Source organism: Streptomyces sp. NPDC059524 (genome assembly GCF_042749255.1).
In the GTDB taxonomy this organism is placed as follows: domain Bacteria; phylum Actinomycetota; class Actinomycetes; order Streptomycetales; family Streptomycetaceae; genus Streptomyces; species Streptomyces xanthii.
In genome coordinates this window covers 1-18,259 of record NZ_JBHYTK010000162.1, presented here as the reverse complement: position 1 = coordinate 18,259, position 18,259 = coordinate 1, and the positions used below count along the sequence as shown (strand labels likewise).

The window sequence follows — 18,259 nt, the reverse complement described above, 5'->3', positions numbered from 1 at the left end:
GGAACGGGGGCACTCGGCATTTCCCCCTTCAAGCCCGTCCGGCGTTTGAGGACGAGGCCGAAGGCCGACAGGGGGGTCTGGGGGCGCAGCCCCCCCCAGGGACGGGACGGGAAGGGGCGGCGGGGGCGGCCTCCCCGACCCCGGCCACGACGAACCCGCAGGCTACGCGGCGACAGAACGGCCGAACGAAGCACGCGGCGGCGCCGGCCGGACCCTACCCCCGAGCCCGAGCGGCCCGAGCAACAGCCACGACGGCCTTCTCCAAGGCGTACCCGGGATCGTCCCCGCCCCCCTTGACCCCCGCATCGGCCTCCGCCACAGCCCGCAACGCCACAGCGACCCCGTCCGGAGTCCACCCCCGCATCTGCTGCCGCACCCGATCGATCTTCCAGGGCGGCATCCCCAGCTCCCGCGCCAGATCCGCGGGCCGCCCACCCCGCGCGGACGACAGCTTCCCGATCGCCCGCACCCCCTGAGCCAGCGCGCTGGTGATCATCACGGGCGCGACCCCGGTCGCGAGCGACCACCGCAACGCCTCCAGGGCCTCGGCCGCCCGCCCTTCCACGGCCCGGTCGGCCACGGTGAAGCTGGACGCCTCGGCCCGCCCCGTGTAGTACCGCCCGACGACGGCCTCGTCGATGGTCCCCTCGACGTCGGCCCCCAACTGCGTGACGGCGGAGGCCAGCTCGCGCAGGTCGCTGCCGATCGCGTCGACGAGCGCCTGGCAGGCCTCCGGTGTCGCGGACCGCCCGAGCGCCCGGAACTCCGCGCGCACGAACGCCAGCCGGTCCGCCGGCTTCGTCATCTTCGGGCAGGCGACCTCCCGGGCCCCCGCCTTGCGCGCCGCGTCGAGCAGCCCCTTGCCCTTGGCGCCGCCCGCGTGCAGCAGGACGAGCGTGATCTCCTCGGCGGGCGAACCGATGTACGCCTTCACGTCCTTGACCGTGTCCGCCGACAGGTCCTGCGCATTGCGTACGACGACGACCTTGCGCTCGGCGAACAGCGACGGGCTCGTCAGCTCGGCCAGCGTGCCGGGCTGCAGCTGGTCGGGGGTGAGGTCGCGCACGTCGGTGTCGGCGTCGGCCGCGCGCGCGGCGGCGACCACCTGCTGCACCGCGCGGTCGAGCAGCAGGTCCTCCTGGCCCACCGCGACGGTGAGCGGAGCGAGCGGATCGTCGTTTGCAGTCTTCCTGGCCATCGCGGTCAAGCATCCCACGGGCCACTGACAGCCCGGCCCGGCACAGAACCGGCAGAAGGAAACCGGCAGAAGAGCCCCCGCTGAAGAGCCCCGGCCGAGGAAACCCGGCAGCAGGAAACCGACGGACCCCCTACGGCTCCTCGCGCCAGCCGTCCCACTCCCCGGCGAACGCGTCCAGCGCCGCCGCGTCCAGCACCTCGTCCGGGTCCTCGACGACGAGGAGCCACTGCGCGTCCTCCGCGTCGTCCTCCCCGGCCAGCGCGTCCCGTACGAGCTGCGGCTCCTCGGCGATGCCGAAGCGCTCCCCGAGCGCCTCGGCGGCCTCCTCCGCGGCGTCGCGGTCCGGCAGCACCAGTACGTGTCTCACATCGCTCACGGCACCATCTTCGGACACGCGCGCGACACGGCCCGCACCGGGCGGCCCGGTCAGCCCTTGGGCACGACGGTCAGCCCTTGGGCACGACCTGGATGTCCAGCTCGATCTTCACGCTGGTCCCGACGGCGGCGATGCCGCGCGCGAGCATGGTCTGCCAGCTGATGGTGAAGTCGTCGCGGTGCAGTTCGGCGGTGGCGCGGCAGGCGGCGCGGGTCTCGCCCTCCATGCCGTTGCCCAGGCCCAGGTACTCGGCGTCGAGCGTGACGGTGCGGGTCACGCCGTGCAGCGAGAGCGCGCCGGTGATCGCCCAGCGGCTGCCGCCCTTGTGCGTGAACTTGTCGCTGTAGAACTCGAGCGTCGGGAACCGTCCGACGTCCAGGAAGTCGGCCGATCTGAGGTGGTCGTCACGCATCTGCACGTTCGTGTCGATGGACGCGGCGTCGATGACGACGTGCATCGCGGACTGCTCGACGCGCTCGGCGACACGCAGCACGCCGGCGAAGGTGTTGAACCGGCCGTGGATCCGGGCGAGTCCGATGTGCCGCGCGGTGAACGCGATCGAGGAGTGCATCGGCTCGATCTCCCAGTCGCCCGCGTCGGGCAGCTGCGGCGGCTGGGCGACCTGGAGCATGACGTCGCCGACGGACGCGTGCCCGCTCTCGCCGACGCTGGCGTTGCCGTGGAACGGCGTGTAGCCGTCGGCGGTCACCGCGAGCTTGTAGTCACCGGCGGGCACCGTGGCCATGAACGAACCGAACGGGTCCGTGCCGCCCGTGACCACCTGCCGCCCCATGGCGTCGTTGACGACGAGTTCGGCGGTGCGGATCGGCTCGTTGACGGGATCGAGGACCCGGCAGCTCAGCATCCCCGCGCTGGGTGGCACCACCATGTCCGCCAGGGGATTGGGCCGTTGCGCCCGGTTCGTACGGTTTCCCAGCCAGCGGCCGAACATGAACTACCTACCCCAGTGCGTCTTGACAACAGTAGTTGCTAGATGAACGAAGAAGCATTCGACCATCGTTGCGGCTTTCGAGGCAACACGAGCCCACAACGCGGGAATCGCAGAGAAGGCGACCGAGAGCCCGAATTACCTACTCCGGTTAGCGTTTCGCCAGCTCAGCGGCATTTTTACTCACCGGTAGCAACTGCTTGTGCACATTCCGCGAAACTTCGAGCGCCCCACACCGGAGCCCCCTCACAGCGGGCTCCGGATCAACCACGGATGGCAACACCCCCACCTCGGCCCCCTCGCCCCGGCCCCCTCCCGCCACCCGTTCGGGGTCCGATACACGCCACGTTGCGGTACAACCGACCTCAGGCATCGACTCGACCCGGGGGGGGGAAGGCACATGGGGCGCCGGCTGCTCGGCTTCGCGATCGTGTGGGCGGGGTTCTACGGGGCGATGGCTCTCGGGGCCGTGCCGGGTTCGGCGACCGCCGAGGATCGGCTGATGAGCCTCCTCGTGTCGCTCCCTGCCTGGGGTTACATCGGCCTCCGCATGCGGCGCGAGATTCTCAGGGCCCGGGAGACCGCGAAGCCTCAGCATCGACCTGATGAGCGATGAGCCCTGGGAGCCCAAGAACCCGGCCCACCGGCGATCAGCGATCAGCGACGCGCCACCCCGAGCCTCACCCCTGCCCTCCCTGCACCCCCGTCTCCCCCGTCTCCCCCGACCACCGCGACCGCCCCGTCCCGGTCCGTCCGCAGGACCGTCGCCCCCTGTCCTCGCAGCGCCGCGAGGGTGCGCGGCGCCGGATGTCCGTACGTGTTGTCCGCCCCTACGGAGATCAGCGCGAGCCGGGGCGCCACCGTCCGCAACAGCCCCGGGTCCTGGTACGCCGAGCCGTGATGCGCGACCTTCAGCACGTCCACCCGGGACAACGCGGCCCCGCCGGTGGCCCGTAGCAGCGCCCGCTGGGCCGCCGGTTCGAGATCGCCGAGCAGCAGCAGTCTCAGCCCCGCCGTCCGCACGAGCAGCGTCACGCTCGCGTCGTTCGGCCCGTCCGGCACGGGAGCCGGCACCGCCGCCGTGCCGGACGGCGGCCACAGCACCTGCCAGTCGAGGGGACCCGCGCGCCGCCGCTCCCCCGCCGCCGCCCGGCCGACCGGCACCCCGTACCGCGCCGCGACCCTCCGCACGAACGCCGCCTGGTCCTCCGGCTCCCCGAACCCCGTCGTCTCGACCGCCCCCACCTCCCGCCCGCGCAACACCCCCGCCAGACCCGCCACATGATCGGCGTGGAAGTGGGTGAGCAGCACCAGAGGGATCCGGGTGATGCCGAGGGAGCGCAGGCACCGGTCCACCGGCAGGGGGTCGGGGCCCGCGTCGATCACGACCCCGGTGGCCGGCCCGGCGGCGAGCACCAGGGCGTCGCCCTGTCCCACGTCGCACATGACGAGTCGCCATCCCGGCGGGGGCCAGCCCGTGAGCACCCGGGTCACCGGCGGTGGCTGGACGACGAACAGCACCAGCAGCACCGCGCAACCACCCAGCATCCAGGGCGACCTGAGCGCTCTTCGGCCCAGCCCGATCAGTACCGCCGTGGCGAGGGCGAGCAGGGCGCCGCCGCGCCAGCCGTCCGGCCAGTCGATGCCGCTGCCCGGCAGTGCGGCGCCGGCCCGCGCGATGTCCGCGATCCAGCCGGCGGGCCACCCCGCGCACCAGGCCAGGACCTTCGCGCAGGGCATCGCCCACGGTGCCGTCGCCAGCGCCGCGAACCCGAGCACGGTGGCGGGTGCGACGGCGAACTCCGCGAGCAGATTGCACGGCACCGCCACCAGGCTCACCCGCGCCGCGAGCACCGCCACCACGGGTGCGCACACGGCCTGTGCCGCCGCGGCCGCCCCGAGCGCCTCCGCGATCCGCGGCGGCACCCCGCGCGCGGTGAGGGCCGCGCTCCAGCGCGGTGCCACCGTGAGGAGGGCGCCGGTCGCGAGGACGGAGAGCAGGAATCCGTAACTCCGGGCCAGCCACGGGTCGTAGAGGACCAGCAGCAGAACGGCCGTGGCCAGCGCGGGGATCAGGGATCTGCGCCGCCCTGTGGCGATGGCGAGCAGGGCGATCAGTCCGCAGGACGCGGCCCGCAGCACGCTCGGCTCGGGCCGGCACACCACGACAAATCCCAGGGTGAGCGCCCCGCCGAGCGCGGCCGTGCTGCGCAGCGGCAGCCCGATCCGGGGTGCGAGGCCGCGCCGTTCGGCGCGCTGCGCGGTGCCGGGCGGGCCGATCAGCAAGGCCAGGAGGATGGTGAAGTTGGCGCCGCTGACGGCCATGAGGTGCAGCAGGTCGGTCTCCCGGAACGCCGCGTGGAGCTCCGGGCCGACGCGGGCCGTGTCGCCGACGACGAGTCCGGGCAGCAGCGCCCGCGCGTCCTGCGGCAGCCCGTCCGTCGCCTCGCGCAGCCCCGCACGCAGGGCCCCGGCCAGGCGCTGCGCCCGGCGCGGCGGGCCGACGGTCTGCGGAGGGTCGTCCTTGCCGACCCGCAGCACGGCCGCGATCCGGTCGCCGTCGACGGCAGGTGGAGCGAGTCTGCCCTCGACACGGAGCCGGGTGGTCGGCAGAAGGGACAGCCAGCGGTCGCGGGCGGTCGGCGAGCCGTCGGCGATGATCAGGACCGGGGTGCGGCCGCGTGTCCGGGCGCCGTCCGCCTCGGTCAGCTCCCTCACGTCGGCCTCGATCAGTACGGCGGAGCGTGTCGTGCGGTCTCCGCTGACCCGGGGCCGGGTGAGCCGCGCGTCACGGGTGAGTTCCACCTCGGCCCGTACGGTGGCGTGCCGCTCGGCGAGACCCGGTACGGGGCCCCTGCGCGGTTCGGCTCCGTGCAGGCCGGCCGAGATCGCCGACGCGGCGACGCACAGCAGCAGCGGGGCCGCGGACGCGCTCCGCCAACGGGCCGCTGCCTGCTGCCCGGTGCCGGTACCCGCACCGGTTCCGGTGTCGCCGCCCCGGGCCACGATCAGCAGCGCCATCCCGACGGCGAGGCAGGCGCCCGCGGTGAGCGCCGTGGCCGGGGCCGGTGTCGTGAGGGTCACCGCCGCGGTCGCCCAGGCCGCGAGCGCGGGCGGCACCAGCCGCAGATCGGTGTGCCGCGGCTCCCTCGGCGTCTCCGCCTCCTCCCGCTCCCCCGTGGTCGTCATGGCCGCACGAGATTCTGCAGGTCCTCGAAGCGGCGGTCGCCGATGCCGTTCACTTCGCGGAGTTCGTCCACGGAGCGGAAACCGCCGTGCTCCGTGCGGTAGTCGACGATGTGCTGGGCCAGGACGGGGCCGACGCCCGGCAGCGTTTCGAGTTGCTCGACGGTCGCCGTGTTGAGGCCCAAGGGAGCCGCGGGCTGACCTCCCGTACCGGTGGTCGGCGGCCCTGGAGGGGCGCCGGTCGCCGGTGCTCCGACCAGGATCTGTTCCCCGTCGATGAGCAGCCGCGCCTGGTTCAGCCCCGCCGTGTCCGTGCCGGGACGCACCCCGCCGGCGGCCCGCAGCGCGTCTGCGACCCGGGACCCGGCGGGCAGTCGGCGGAGCCCGGGGTGGCGCACCTTGCCGCTGACGTCCACGACGATCCCGACGCCGCCTGCCGCCGAGGGGACGGGCGAGGCTGGAGCGCCGGACGCCTCCCTCCCGTCCCCCGTGTTCCTCTCGTCCCCCGCGAATCCCGCCTCCGGACCCACCGCACGCACCGCCTGCGGGGCCCGCACCGGCTGGGTGCGGCCGGTCCAGAAGTGCGGCACGGCGAAGAGAGCCACGACGGCGACGAGCAGGACGAGGGCCACAGCGCCGCGCCGCTCGATCCCGCAGCGCGTCTGCATCCACAGGGGGAGGCGGTCCCGTACGGCGAGGGCGGCCCGGGTCCGCCAGAGCCCGGCGGCGGGCTGTGGCTCGGGCGGCGGATCCGGAGCGGGCACGGGTTCAGGAACGGCTTCGGGCACACCTGGCGAAGGCGGAACAGACTCCCCCACAGGCACAGGCACAGGCACAGGCGCCCGCCCGGGCACAGGCGCCGGCACAGGCGCCGGCCGCGCGGTCGGTGCCGCCGCGGCCGCCGCACCCGGCGCGAACAACGCATGGGCCCGTGTCCGCTCGGCCGCGACGCGGCGGTGCCGGGCGTGCCGGCGCCGCGCCCCGTCACGGTGCCGTGCGCGGCTGTCGGACGTGGGCGCGCGCCCGGGTCCGCTGGTCGTACGGGCTGTCCTGGTCAGTGATCGAAGTGCCATGCCACGAGACGGTAGGCACGGTCACCCGCCGAAGTGGATCTTGCTCAATTCCCGGGGACGACCCGGCGATTGTGGATAACTCCGTCACCCACACGCGCCCCACCACAGCCACGGGCCACGCACACCCCTGAGATCACGTCACACCCGCCTGGGATCGCGCCCCGCCCCTGGAATCTCTGCACACCCACCTGGCACCGCGCCGCACCCGCCCGGGATCACGTCACTCCCGCCCGGGATCACGTCACTCCCGAGGCGAGACGACCGCCCCGAGCAGCCCCGGCCCGGTGTGCGCCCCGATGACCGCCCCGACCTCGCTGACGTGCAGCTCGGCGAGCCCCGGCACCCGCTCCCGCAGCCACGCGGCGAGCGCCTCGGCCCGCTCGGGTGCGGCGAGATGGTGGACGGCGATGTCGACCTGTCCGTTGCCGGCGCGTTCGGCGACGATCTCCTGCAGCCGGGCGATGGCCTTCGACGCGGTGCGGACCTTCTCGAGGAGTTCGATGCGGCCGCCGTCGAGCTGGAGCAGCGGCTTGACGGCGAGGGCGGAGCCGAAGAGGGCCTGGGCGGCGCCGATGCGGCCGCCCCGGCGCAGGTAGTCGAGGGTGTCGACGTAGAAGTAGGCGGAGGTGCCGGAGGCCCGCTTCTCGGCGGCGAGGACGGCTTCGTCGATGCTGCCGCCGGCGTCGGCGGTCTCGGCGGCGCTGAGGGCGCAGAAGCCGAGGGCCATGGCGACCATGCCGGTGTCGACGACGCGGACGGGCACGGGGGCCTCGCGTGCGGCGAGCACGGCCGCGTCGTAGGTCCCGGAGAACTCGGAGGAGAGGTGGAGCGAGACGATGCCGGTGGCGCCGGAGTCGGCGACCTTGCGGTAGGTCTCGGCGAACAGTTCCGGGCTGGGTCTCGACGTCGTCACCGGGCGACGCTTCTGAAGCGCTTCGGCGAGCGACCGGGCGGAGATCTCGGTGCCCTCTTCGAGTGCTCGGTCGCCCAGGACCACGGTCAGCGGAACCGCCGTGATGCCGTGGCGCTCCATCGTCAGGTGCGGCAGGTAGGCCGTGGAATCGGTGACGATCGCGACATGGCGGGACATGCTCCGGAGATTACCCGCCGGGGGTCGTGCACGGCAGCCCGGCCCCCGTGCGGGGGCGGGTGATCAGGTGGTGCTCTCGGGGCGGGGCTTCTTCTGCCACGGGTAGGTGGGGTGCGGGCCGGGCGGGGTGATCTGTTGGCGGGGGCGCTCCGGTCCGGGCTGCGGGGCGGCCTCCGGGGCGGGGGCGGTGTGCGGGGCCCCGGTCTGCGGGGTGTCCGTGGTGGTCCAGTGCCGCAGGGCGCCGGCCTCCACGTCGATCTGCCGGCTGAGGTCGTCCAGGTCGTCGCTCGCGAAGTGACTGGCGCGGTCGCGGGCGGCGTGCCGGAGCGCGTCGGCGGAGGCGGTGATCTGCTCGGTGCGTGCTCTGAGGTCGGGGAGCAGGCGGGCGACGTGCGCCTTGTCCGGTTCGCTCTCCAGGCGCTTGAGGTCGGCGTCCAGCTCGCGGCCGTGGGCGCTGAGCCGGTCGAAGAGGCCGAGGGACTCCTGGAGGGTGGGGTCGTCGCCGACCCCGGCGCGCAGCGCGTCCTGGGTGGCGCGCATGGAGCCGCGCAGCTTGAGCCGCAGCTGGGCGAGCTCGCTGGCGGCACCGGGCTGGGCGAAGCTGCGGGCGCGCAGGGTGGTGTCCTCGACGGCGCGGCGGGCCTGCTCGACCTTGCGGTCGACGCCGCGCTTGGCGGCGCCGACGGCCTTGACGGTCGCGTACGCGCCGAGGGCGAGGAACGCCACGAACATCAGCACCACGATCAGGATCACGGCTTCCATGACGCTCCTCCCACCCACCTCTTCGGTTCTGCCGCCGATGGCCGGCGCACGCTGTCTCCACCGTAAACGGAGCGGGCAGGCCGAGGGTTCCTGAGCGACCCCCAACCTGCCCGTAGGGAACATCCCCGAGTGCCCTACGCAGGCACGATGTTCACCAGCTTCGGCGCGCGGACGATGACCTTGCGGATGCCCGCGCCGTCCAGGGCGGCGACGACCTTCTCGTCGGCCAGTGCGGTGCGCTCCAGGTCCTCCTCGGAGATGCCGGGGGAGACCTCCAGGCGGGCCTTGACCTTGCCCTTGATCTGCACGACGCAGGTGACCGTCTCGTCGACGACGTACTGCGGGTCGGCGACGGGGAAGTCCTGGTGGACGACGGAGTCGGTGTGGCCCAGCTTGCGCCACAGCTCCTCGGCGACGTGCGGGGCCAGCGGGGCGACCAGCAGGACCAGGCGCTCGGCGACGGCGCGCGGCAGGCCGCCGCCCGCGTAGGCCTTGGTCAGGTGGTTGTTCAGCTCGGTGACCTTGGCGATGGCGGTGTTGAAGCGCATGCCTTCCAGGTCGCCGCGGACTCCGTCGATCGCCTTGTGCAGGGCGCGCAGCGTGTCGGCGTCGACGCTGTCCTCGGGGACGTCGGCGACGGTGATCTCGCCGGTCGTCTCGTCGACGATGTTGCGCCACAGGCGCTGCAGCAGGCGGAACTGGCCGACGACCGCGCGGGTGTCCCAGGGGCGGGAGACGTCCAGGGGGCCCATCGCCATCTCGTACAGGCGCAGGGTGTCGGCGCCGTACTCGGAGCAGATCTCGTCGGGCGTGACGGCGTTCTTCAGGGACTTGCCCATCTTGCCCAGCAGGCGGGAGACCTTCTCGCCCTCGTAGTAGTAGGCGCCGTCGCGCTCCTCGACCTCGGCGGCCGGTACGGCGATGCCGCGCGCGTCCCGGTAGACGTAGGCCTGGATCATGCCCTGGTTGAACAGCTTGTGGAACGGCTCGGCCGAGGAGATGTGGCCCAGGTCGAACAGGACCTTGGACCAGAAGCGCGCGTACAGCAGGTGCAGCACGGCGTGCTCGGCGCCGCCGACGTACAGGTCGACGCCGCCGGTCGGCCGGCCCTCGCGCGGGCCCATCCAGTACTGCTCGATGGCGGGGTCGACCAGCTTGTCGCTGTTGTGCGGGTCCAGGTAGCGCAGCTCGTACCAGCAGGAGCCGGCCCAGTTGGGCATGGTGTTGGTCTCGCGGCGGTACTTGCGCGGGCCGCGGCCGTCGCCCAGGTCCAGCGTGACGTTGACCCAGTCCTCGTTGCGGGACAGGGGCGTCTCGGGCTGGGTGTCGGCGTCGTCCGGGTCGAAGGTGCGCGGGCTGTAGTCCTCGACCTCGGGCAGCTCCAGCGGCAGCATCGACTCGGGCAGCGAGTGGGCGATGCCGTCCTCGTCGTAGACGATCGGGAAGGGCTCGCCCCAGTAGCGCTGGCGGCTGAACAGCCAGTCGCGCAGCCGGAAGTTGACGGTGCCGTGGCCGATGCCCTTGCGCTCCAGCCATTCGGTCATGCGGGCCTTGGCGTCGGCGACGCCCAGGCCGTCCAGGCTGACCTCGTCGCTCGCCGAGTTGACCAGCTTGGCCTCGTACGCGACGAAGGCGTCGTCCCAGGTGGACGGGTCGGTGCCGCGGCCGTCGGAGGGCTCCACGACGCAGCGCATGGGCAGCTCGAAGGCGCGCGCGAAGGCGAAGTCGCGGGCGTCGTGCGCGGGGACGGCCATGATCGCGCCGGTGCCGTAGCCCATCAGGACGTAGTCGGCGATGAAGACGGGGACCTGCTCGCCGCTGACCGGGTTGGTGGCGTACGCGCCGGTGAAGACGCCGGTCTTGTCCTTGGCCTCGGCCTGGCGCTCGACGTCGGACTTGGAGGCGGCCTGCTTGCGGTAGGCGGCGACGGCGTCGGCGGGGGTGGCGTGGCCGCCGGTCCACACGTCGTGGGTGCCCTCGGGCCAGGCGGCCGGGACGATGGTGTCGACCAGGTCGTGCTCGGGCGCCAGCACCATGTAGGTGGCGCCGAACAGGGTGTCCTGGCGGGTCGAGAAGACGGTGATGACCTCGTCGGAGGCGTCGAAGCCGAAGTCGATGCGGGCGCCTTCGGAGCGGCCGATCCAGTTGCGCTGCTGCAGCTTGATGGCCTCGGGCCAGTCCAGGCCGTCCAGGTCGTCGATCAGGCGGTCCGCGTAGGCGGTGATCCGCATGTTCCACTGGCGCAGCTTGGCCTTGAAGACGGGGAAGTTGCCGCGCTCGGAGCGGCCGTCGGCGGTGACCTCCTCGTTGGCCAGGACGGTGCCCAGGCCGGGCGCCCAGTTGACGGGGGCGTCGGAGGCGTAGGCCAGGCGGTACTCGCCCAGGACGTCGGCGCGCTCGGCCTCGTTCAGCTCGTTCCAGGGGCGGCCGCCGGGGACGGCGCGCTCACCGGTCTCGAACTGCTGGACCAGCTCGGTGATGGGACGGGCCTTCTTCAGGTCGTCGTCGTACCAGGAGTTGAAGATCTGCAGGAAGATCCACTGCGTCCACTTGTAGTACTCCGGGTCGATCGTGGCGAACGACCGGCGCTTGTCGTGGCCCAGGCCCAGGCGGCGCAGCTGCGCCTTCATGTTCTCCATGTTGGCCTCGGTCGACGTGCGCGGGTGCGTGCCCGTCTGCACGGCGTACTGCTCGGCGGGCAGGCCGAACGCGTCGAAGCCCAGGGTGTGCAGGACGTTGTGGCCGTTCATGCGCTGGAAGCGGGCGAAGACGTCCGTGGCGATGTAGCCCAGCGGGTGGCCGACGTGCAGGCCCGCACCCGACGGGTACGGGAACATGTCCATGACGAACTTCTTGGGGCGGGACGCGATCGCCGGGTCACCGGCCAGGTCACCGCTCGGGTTGGGCGCCTCGTACGTGCCGTCGGCGTCCCAGAAGTCCTGCCAGCGTGCCTCGATGTCGGCGGCCATGGCCGCCGTGTAGCGGTGCGGCGCGACCGCCGCCTCGGACGGGGCAGCGGTATTCGTCTCGCTCATGATTCTCAAAGCTCCATCGATCGTCTCTGCCAGGCGGCCCTTGCCTAGGAAATGAAAAAGCCCCTCGCACAGGAGGGGACGCCGCGCCGATTCCGACCACACGCCCGGGGGCGGATCGGGACTGATCAGCGCGGCTCGCTAAGCAGAAGGCGTACGGCACGCATGGCGTCAGGGTACCGCAGGCTCCGCGCGGGCCGCGACGGACTTCCACGGCCGGGGGGTTACTCCGCGTACCGACCCCTATCGGGGCAACACAAAGGCGTGACTCCCCCGGGACACGGCGAGATAACGACGAGATAACTCAAACCTCGTACTGGCCGGTATGCGTCGACCTAGAGTGCGGGCGTGGGTCCACCGTGCCGAACGTTTCGGAGTCGCCCCCATGAACTCTCTGAACCCTCGCGCCTCCCGCGCCGTGAATTCCCCGCAGTCCTTGTGGAGTTCGCCGTCCACCGCCCGCGGCCGCCGTATACGGACGGGGGTGCTGAGCGCGGCGGTCCTGCTGCTCATACCCGTGGTCGTGGTCGCGGGTGACGACGCCTTCCGGGCGGCCCTCGACTTCACGACCGGTGTGCTGTCGCTCGTCTCGCTCACGGCGTCCGTCGTGTGGGGGCTCGTCGCCTCCGACCGGCTGTTCCTGACCTCGCGGCAGCGCCTCCTCGCCCAGGGCGTCCACCGCGCCACGGCGATCGCCTCGCTGGGGTTCCTGCTGCTCCACGTCAGCGTGAAGCTCGCCCTCGCGCACGTGTCGCCGGCCGGTGCCCTGATCCCGTTCGGGACGGGCTTCTCCGGCAGCAGCGGCCTGATCGGCCTGGGCGTCCTCGCCGGGCTCCTCATGGTGACGACCGGCGTCACCGGCGCCCTGCGCAGCTCCATGGCCTCCCCGGCCCGCCTCGCGACCCGCTGGCGCGCGACCCACATGCTCGCCTACCCGGCGTGGTGCCTGGCACTGGTCCACGGCCTGTACGCGGGCCGGCAGCCCAAGACGTACGTGGTGGTCCTCTACAGCCTGTGCCTGGTGGCCGTCGCCGGGGCGGTGGCGCTGCGCGCGGCACCGCCGCCGGTCAAGCGGGCGGTGGCGGCCCGGATCCTGGCCCTGCTCGCCCCCGGCCCCGCCGCCCCCGCCCCGGAGCCGCCCGCGCGTCCCGCCACAGAGCCCTTCGTACGGCCCGAAGCCACCCCGGCGCCCCCGCCGACGCGGGCCCCCGCCGGTGTCGGCTTCTCGGCCGCCTACCGGGCCGTGTCCGCGGCGCCGCCCCCGCCGTACCCCGAGCCCTACCCGGAGCCGCCGCTCCCCGAGCCGCCGAACGCCCCGCGCTGGCCCACCCCGTCACCCCCGCCGCCCGCACAGGCCCCGCCCCCGCCCACGTACGCGTCCGAAAGCGCGCCCTATGAAGAGGCGGGTTCCTACGGCGCCCCCTTCCAGGCGCCCTCCGCCGGCGAACCCTGGGGCACGCCCCCGGCCCGTCCCTACGAAGAAGACCAGCCCTACGGAGGCACGTGGTGAACACGGCCCTGCCCGACGTCCCCGAGGTCCGCGTCGTCGGCCTGCCGCAGCTCACCTCCGGGTTCGACCTCGTGGAGCGGCTCGACCTCGACATGCACCTGAAGGTGCACGGCCCTCTGGAGCCGATGCCCGGGGAGCGCCTGGCGCGGCTGGCGCAGGCGGTGTCGCTGCGCGGCCGGGGCGGCGCCGGTTTCCCCTTCGCCAAGAAGCTGCGCGCGGTCGCCGAGTCGGCGATCCGGCGCGGCGTGCGGCCCGTCGTCGTGGTCAACGGCAGCGAGGACGAGCCGGCCTGCCGCAAGGACACCGTGCTGCTCAACCGCGCCCCGCACCTGATCCTCGACGGCGCCCTGCTGGCCGCGGAGGCGATCGGCGCGCGCACCCTCGTCGTCGGTGTCACCCGGGACTCGACGGAGGCGTCGATGCGCACGGCGCTGGCCGAGCGCGGCCTGTCGAACCGGCGGGGCGCGCCGCTCCGCGCGCGCGTGCAGCGCAATCCGGTGCGCATGGTGACCGGGGAGTCCTCGGCGCTGATCCGCTCGGCGGACGGCGGCCCGCCACTGCCGCCGGGCCGCAAGGTCCGCGCCTCCGACTCCGGGGTGGGCGGCGCCCCGACCCTGCTGTCGAACGCGGAGACGTTCGCCCAGCTCGCGGTGGCCGCCCGGATCGGCGCCGAGCGCTACGGCCGCACGGGCCTGCACGACGAGCCGGGGACGGTGCTCCTGACGCTGTCCGGCGCGGTGGCCCGCCCGATGGTCCTGGAGGTGCCCTCCGGCGTCCCGCTGCGGTACGTGCTCCAGCTCGCCGGCGCTCCCCCGCTCCCCCAGGGCGTGCTCACGGGCGGCTATCACGGCAGGTGGCTGGACGGCGTCGGCGCGCTGGACGCGATCGTGTCCCGGGCCTCCCTGGAGGCGTGCGGCGGGGCGCTGGGCGCGGGCGCGATCCTGCCGATCGGCCCGGACACCTGCCCACTGGGCGAGTCGCTGAAGGTGGCGCAGTGGCTGGCCGCGGAGAGCGCCGGCCAGTGCGGGCCCTGCTATCTGGGGCTGCCGGCGGCCGCGCGCGGCCTGGAGGACGTCCTGAACGGGGGCGGGCCGACGGCCCTGGAGGCGCTCCGCGAGGTCACGCGCGCGGTGAAGCGGCGCGGCGCGTGCAAGCATCCGGACGGTTCGGCGGCGTTCATCGAGTCGACGATCGCGGCGTTCCCGGACGATCTGGCCGCACACGTGCTGGGCGGCGGCTGCGGCCGCCCGGTGCGCGGGGTGCTGCCGCTGCACGCGCAGGCGCCCGCGGGCTCCTCGCCGTCCGGGAAGCGCCTCGCGGTGGACTGGACTCTGTGCCGGGGGCACGGCCTGTGCGCGGACATCGTGCCGGAGCTGCTGCGGCTCGGCCCGGACGGTTTCCCGACGGTCGCGGAGGCCGAGGTGCCGCGCTCCGCGGAGGCGAACGCGGCACGGGCCGTCCGCCGCTGCCCCGCGCTGGCGCTGCGCCTGGAGGAGGACCCGGCGGCGCTCCCGCCCCGGCCGCTGCTCCCGCCGGCCCTGCCACCGGGCCGCAGCCGCGCCCGCCGCTAGGACCGGCGCACGAAGGCACGAAGGCAGTGCGGGCACACGAAGAAGCGGGCCGTCCGACCGGACGACCCGCTTCTTACTGTTCCAACTCTTGTGGAGCTAAGGAGAATTGAACTCCTGACCTCCTGCATGCCATGCAGGCGCTCTACCAACTGAGCTATAGCCCCTTGCGGTGTTCCGCCCGGTGTTCCTGTCGGTTTCCCCGGCGGCGACGCCAACATTACACGGTCACCCCCGTGATTCACCAAATCGGTTTCCGGAGGCCCCCGGGCCGTGGAGGGGTCAGGCCCGGGCGAAGGAGTAGAAGCGCTTCAGGGTGCAGTGCTCGTCCAGGAGGCGGCCGTAGATCGGCTCGCCCTCCAGTTCCCGATACGTCTCGATCGGGTCGCCTTTTATGATCAGCGCCCGCGCGCACTCCTCGCACCAGTACTGGTACTCGGCGTTCACCGGCTCCATGTCGCGCACGATGGGCGTGCCGCTGCCGCACCAGTCGCACTTCCTCCTGTGTGACCCCATGTCGTTCCGCTCAGCTCCAGCTGTGGCCGCAGGCCGTGCACACGTACGAGATCCCGCCGTTGTCGCCCAGCATCTGGGCGACGTGGGAGGAGCCGCAGGACGGACAGTTGAGGGGAAGCGGGGCGTGCGCGCGGGCGGCGGACGCGGTGGGCGGCACGGTCACAGCGAGGAAGCGGTCGGCTTCCTCGTAGATGCTCAAGGGCATCGCGCACTCCCTCCCGTCCGGGCCGTATTCGTCGATCGGACGCGGCCCCCTTCCGGCCGTCCGATTCTGCCACGGCCCGGGCTCCCCGGTCAGCGACGCAGGCGTACCAGTCCGGACACGGCGCCGATCACGGCCGCGGCGGCCAGTGCGCAGGCGCACGTCAGGAGGGCGTCGGCCGAACTGTACGGACCGGGCGTCCCTGTCGACCCGGTGCGGCCGAGGAAGAGGGTGCCGAAGGCGGCCACGCCGACGAGTTGGCCGAGCTGGGTCACGGTGGTGAGCAGTCCGCTGGCGTCGGCGGCATCCTGGGGGCGCACGCCGGCGAGGGCGCGGGTGAGGGTGGGTCCGAAGCCGAGGGCGAGTCCGGCGCCGGTGGTCACGAAGGCGGCGTACAGGCCGATTCCGCCGTCCGTGCCGTGGCGCAGGGCGAGTCCGGTGCCGAGCGTTCCGGCGGCGGTGAGGGCGAACCCGGCGGGAATCAGGGCGGGTTGCAGGCGGGCGGGCCAGCGGCGCCAGGTGAGGCCGACGGCGCCGAAGGACACGGCGGTGGTGGCGAAGGTCAGTCCGGCGCGCAGGGCGCTGTAGCCGAGTCCGCCCTGTACGTGCAGCGTGAGGACGAACAGGTAGCCGGCGTTGACGGCCATGACCGTCAGGATCCGCAGGACGGCCGTGCCGATGCCGGGCAGGCGCAGCACGCGCGGGGCGACGATCGGGTCGCCGCCGCGCCGGGCGAGGGCGGACTCGTGGACGTACAGGAGGGCGAACACGGCTACGGAGGCGGCCATGCAGAGCCAGGACCACAGGGGCCAGTCCTGTTCCTGGCCGAGCACGAGCGGCACGGTGAGGAGGCTGACGGCGCCGCCGAGCAGGACGAGTCCGGGCAGGTCGAGGGCGCGTGCGGGCCGTCCTGCGCGGGCGGGGTCGCGGGGCAGCGCGCGTCCGCCGAGCGCGAGCAGGGCCAGGCCTACGGGCACGTTGACGAGGAAGACGGAGCGCCAGCCGGTGCCGAACAGGTCGGCGCTGACGAGGAGCCCGCCGAGGACCTGTCCGGCGGCGGCGCCGACGGCGAGGACGGCGGCGTAGGCGCCGAGGGCGCGGGTGCGGGCCTCGCCGCTGAAGTGACGCTGCACGAGGCTGAGGACCTGCGGGATCATCAGGGCCGCGCCGGCCCCTTGTGTCATGCGGAACGCGATGAGCTGGCCGCTGGTCCGAGCGAGGCCGCAGGCGAGCGAGGCGGCGGTGAAGGCGGCGAGGCCGGTGAGGATGATCCGGCGGTGTCCGTGGCGGTCGCCGAGCCGGGCGCCGGTGATCAGCAGGACGGCGTAGGTGATGGTGTATCCGGCGACGACGAGCTGCAACGCGGCACCGGAGGCGTGCAGTTCGGTGCGGACGGTGGGGGCTGCGACGTTGACGATGAACACGTCGAGCACGGCCATGAACTGGGCGGCGAGCACGACGGCGAGGAGCCGACCGCGCCGGGCCCGGGCGGTCGAGCCGTTGTCAGGGCCGACGTCAGGGCCGTTGTCCGGTCCGTTGTCAGTGTCAGGGGCTTTACTGGGTCCGGGAGTTGGGGAGGGTGCAGGTTTCGGGGGCTGAGGACTTTCCGGGACGGTTGTCGTCATGGCGGCAACAGTGACGCGGGTCCGGCACGGGTACCGAGAGCCCGCTGATGCTGGTACCGGCACCACCCGGCAGGCGCCTTCCGGGGCGCGGGGCGGGCGCGGACGATGGGGGATGTGACGACGATGACCACTGGGCAGCACGGATCGCGGCACGGTGCGCACCCGCGGCCTGCGGATCGCCGCAGGCCGGAGCTCGCGGCGTTCTTACGGCGGCGCAGGGCGCGGGTGAGTCCGCAGGACGTGGGGATGCCGGCGGGGCCGCGGCGGCGGACGCCGGGGCTGCGCCGGGAGGAGGTCGCGCAGCTGTCCGGCGTGGGGGTCACCTGGTACACGTGGCTGGAGCAGGGCCGTCCGATCAACGCGTCGGCGCAGGTCCTGGACGCGGTGGCACGCACGCTGCGGCTGGACCTGCCGGAGCGGGAGCATCTGTACCACCTGGCGGAGGTGCCGTACGAGCCGGTGCGGGAGGCGGCGCCGGTGACGGTGGGGCCGGAGCTGCAGGCGGTGCTGGACGCGATGGACGGGCTCCCGGCGACGGTGTGCAACGCGCGGTACGACCTGCTGGCGATGAACGACGCCTACCGGTCCCTGTTCATCCTGTCCCCTGCCACGATGGGCCCGCGGCCGAACGCGCTGTGGACGCTGTTCGTGGCGCCGGAGCTGACCTGTCCGCTCGTCTTCCGGGAGGTGGAGCTACCGATGATGGTGGCGACGCTGCGCTCGGGCTACGGGAGGCACGTGGGCGAGCCCGCGTGGGAGGAGTTCGTGCGGGAGCTGGCGGAGCGCAGTGCGGAGTTCGCGCGGATGTGGGAGAGCGGGGACGTGGCGCCGCCGGGGTCGCGGGTGAAGGCGTTCCGGCATCCGGCGCTCCCGGGACAACTGCTGCGGATGACGACGACGTCTCTGTCGGTCGACGGGCTGCCGGAGTGCCGGATCGTCGTCTACGCGCCGGCGGACGAGGAGACGCGGGAGGGGCTCGCCCGGATTCGCGCGTCCCGGGACGCGGACACGGAGACGGAGAAGGACACGGACGGGGCCCCGGGAGAATCCCGGAGATGAAAAAAAATCCCGCCCGATCGGATCGATCGGGCGGGATCTGCTGTTGATCTAAGTAGAATTGAACTCCTTAACGACTGCATGCCATTCATGCGCTCTACCCACTGAGCTATATC

At 73.2% G+C, this 18,259-nt stretch carries 14 protein-coding genes and 1 tRNA gene; 3 read left to right on the top strand and 12 right to left on the bottom strand.

Translation table 11 applies throughout. From position 1 onward, the window contains the following. Positions 1 to 214 precede the first annotated feature (214 nt). The 8 genes from holA to leuS form a co-directional block, all read right to left on the bottom strand. Positions 215 to 1,198 carry a DNA polymerase III subunit delta gene (holA, locus tag ACFW9D_RS32040; RefSeq protein WP_384627760.1) on the bottom strand — a complete coding sequence of 328 codons (984 nt, stop codon included), beginning with the start codon at positions 1,196 to 1,198 and terminating at the stop codon, positions 215 to 217. 130 nt (positions 1,199 to 1,328) lie between these two features. Beyond that, positions 1,329 to 1,574 (bottom strand): hypothetical protein, encoded by a 246-nt coding sequence (locus tag ACFW9D_RS32035; protein WP_384627757.1) that lies wholly within the window; start codon positions 1,572 to 1,574, stop codon positions 1,329 to 1,331. Positions 1,575 to 1,644: 70 nt separating this feature from the next. Next, a complete protein-coding gene (locus tag ACFW9D_RS32030) occupies positions 1,645 to 2,526 on the bottom strand; it encodes a YceI family protein (protein ID WP_188338996.1) in 882 nt (293 codons plus the stop codon). Between the two features lie 654 nt (positions 2,527 to 3,180). After that, positions 3,181 to 5,712, bottom strand: a complete 2,532-nt coding sequence (locus ACFW9D_RS32025; protein ID WP_384627754.1) for a ComEC/Rec2 family competence protein — start codon at positions 5,710 to 5,712, stop codon at positions 3,181 to 3,183. Continuing rightward, complete coding sequence (locus ACFW9D_RS32020; RefSeq protein WP_384627751.1) at positions 5,709 to 6,473, bottom strand: helix-hairpin-helix domain-containing protein; 765 nt, start codon at positions 6,471 to 6,473, stop codon at positions 5,709 to 5,711. The genes ACFW9D_RS32025 and ACFW9D_RS32020 overlap by 4 nt, the downstream gene beginning before the upstream one ends. A 550-nt stretch (positions 6,474 to 7,023) precedes the next feature. After that, positions 7,024 to 7,872, bottom strand: a complete 849-nt coding sequence (locus tag ACFW9D_RS32015; protein ID WP_384627748.1) for a DegV family protein — start codon at positions 7,870 to 7,872, stop codon at positions 7,024 to 7,026. A 63-nt stretch (positions 7,873 to 7,935) separates the two neighbouring features. Next, positions 7,936 to 8,634: a hypothetical protein gene (locus ACFW9D_RS32010; protein ID WP_384627746.1), complete on the bottom strand. Its 699-nt coding sequence runs from the start codon at positions 8,632 to 8,634 to the stop codon at positions 7,936 to 7,938. Between the two features lie 134 nt (positions 8,635 to 8,768). Then, a complete protein-coding gene (leuS, locus tag ACFW9D_RS32005; RefSeq protein ID WP_384627743.1) occupies positions 8,769 to 11,669 on the bottom strand; it encodes a leucine--tRNA ligase in 2,901 nt (966 codons plus the stop codon). A 382-nt stretch (positions 11,670 to 12,051) separates the two neighbouring features. Here leuS and ACFW9D_RS32000 point away from each other — a divergent pair, with 382 nt between their 5' ends. Together ACFW9D_RS32000 and ACFW9D_RS31995 are read left to right on the top strand one after the other, a co-directional pair. Beyond that, positions 12,052 to 13,176 carry a hypothetical protein gene (locus ACFW9D_RS32000; protein ID WP_384627740.1) on the top strand — a complete coding sequence of 375 codons (1,125 nt, stop codon included), beginning with the start codon at positions 12,052 to 12,054 and terminating at the stop codon, positions 13,174 to 13,176. Further along, positions 13,173 to 14,747: an NADH-ubiquinone oxidoreductase-F iron-sulfur binding region domain-containing protein gene (locus ACFW9D_RS31995; protein ID WP_384627738.1), complete on the top strand. Its 1,575-nt coding sequence runs from the start codon at positions 13,173 to 13,175 to the stop codon at positions 14,745 to 14,747. Before ACFW9D_RS32000 ends, ACFW9D_RS31995 begins: the two co-directional genes overlap by 4 nt. Positions 14,748 to 14,838: 91 nt before the next feature. On the opposite strand, the gene ACFW9D_RS31990 is transcribed toward ACFW9D_RS31995, so the two are convergent. The 4 genes from ACFW9D_RS31990 to ACFW9D_RS31975 form a co-directional block, all read right to left on the bottom strand. Beyond that, positions 14,839 to 14,911: transfer RNA gene (locus tag ACFW9D_RS31990), tRNA-Ala, on the bottom strand. Between the two features lie 115 nt (positions 14,912 to 15,026). Continuing rightward, positions 15,027 to 15,260: a hypothetical protein gene (locus tag ACFW9D_RS31985; RefSeq protein WP_188338988.1), complete on the bottom strand. Its 234-nt coding sequence runs from the start codon at positions 15,258 to 15,260 to the stop codon at positions 15,027 to 15,029. Positions 15,261 to 15,270: 10 nt separating this feature from the next. Next, positions 15,271 to 15,465: a hypothetical protein gene (locus ACFW9D_RS31980; RefSeq protein WP_384627735.1), complete on the bottom strand. Its 195-nt coding sequence runs from the start codon at positions 15,463 to 15,465 to the stop codon at positions 15,271 to 15,273. Positions 15,466 to 15,554: 89 nt separating this feature from the next. Further along, positions 15,555 to 16,919: an MFS transporter gene (locus tag ACFW9D_RS31975; protein WP_384627732.1), complete on the bottom strand. Its 1,365-nt coding sequence runs from the start codon at positions 16,917 to 16,919 to the stop codon at positions 15,555 to 15,557. Positions 16,920 to 17,210: 291 nt separating this feature from the next. Between ACFW9D_RS31975 and ACFW9D_RS31970 the strand changes: the two genes are divergently transcribed. Next, positions 17,211 to 18,146, top strand: coding sequence for a helix-turn-helix transcriptional regulator (locus ACFW9D_RS31970; protein ID WP_384627763.1), 936 nt, complete (start codon positions 17,211 to 17,213; stop codon positions 18,144 to 18,146). Positions 18,147 to 18,259 lie beyond the last annotated feature (113 nt).

Excerpts from the sequence above, each read along its gene's own strand:
- ACFW9D_RS32015 (WP_384627748.1), bottom strand. The coding sequence starts at position 7,872 with ATGTCCCGCCATGTCGCGATCGTCACCGATTCCACGGCCTACCTGCCG.
- leuS (WP_384627743.1), bottom strand. The coding sequence starts at position 11,669 with ATGAGCGAGACGAATACCGCTGCCCCGTCCGAGGCGGCGGTCGCGCCG.
- holA (WP_384627760.1), bottom strand. The coding sequence starts at position 1,198 with ATGGCCAGGAAGACTGCAAACGACGATCCGCTCGCTCCGCTCACCGTC.
- ACFW9D_RS31970 (WP_384627763.1), top strand. The coding sequence starts at position 17,211 with ATGACCACTGGGCAGCACGGATCGCGGCACGGTGCGCACCCGCGGCCT.
- ACFW9D_RS32025 (WP_384627754.1), bottom strand. The coding sequence starts at position 5,712 with ATGACGACCACGGGGGAGCGGGAGGAGGCGGAGACGCCGAGGGAGCCG.
- ACFW9D_RS32000 (WP_384627740.1), top strand. The coding sequence starts at position 12,052 with ATGAACTCTCTGAACCCTCGCGCCTCCCGCGCCGTGAATTCCCCGCAG.
- ACFW9D_RS31985 (WP_188338988.1), bottom strand. The coding sequence starts at position 15,260 with ATGGGGTCACACAGGAGGAAGTGCGACTGGTGCGGCAGCGGCACGCCC.
- ACFW9D_RS32010 (WP_384627746.1), bottom strand. The coding sequence starts at position 8,634 with ATGGAAGCCGTGATCCTGATCGTGGTGCTGATGTTCGTGGCGTTCCTC.
- ACFW9D_RS32030 (WP_188338996.1), bottom strand. The coding sequence starts at position 2,526 with ATGTTCGGCCGCTGGCTGGGAAACCGTACGAACCGGGCGCAACGGCCC.
- ACFW9D_RS31980 (WP_384627735.1), bottom strand. The coding sequence starts at position 15,465 with ATGCCCTTGAGCATCTACGAGGAAGCCGACCGCTTCCTCGCTGTGACC.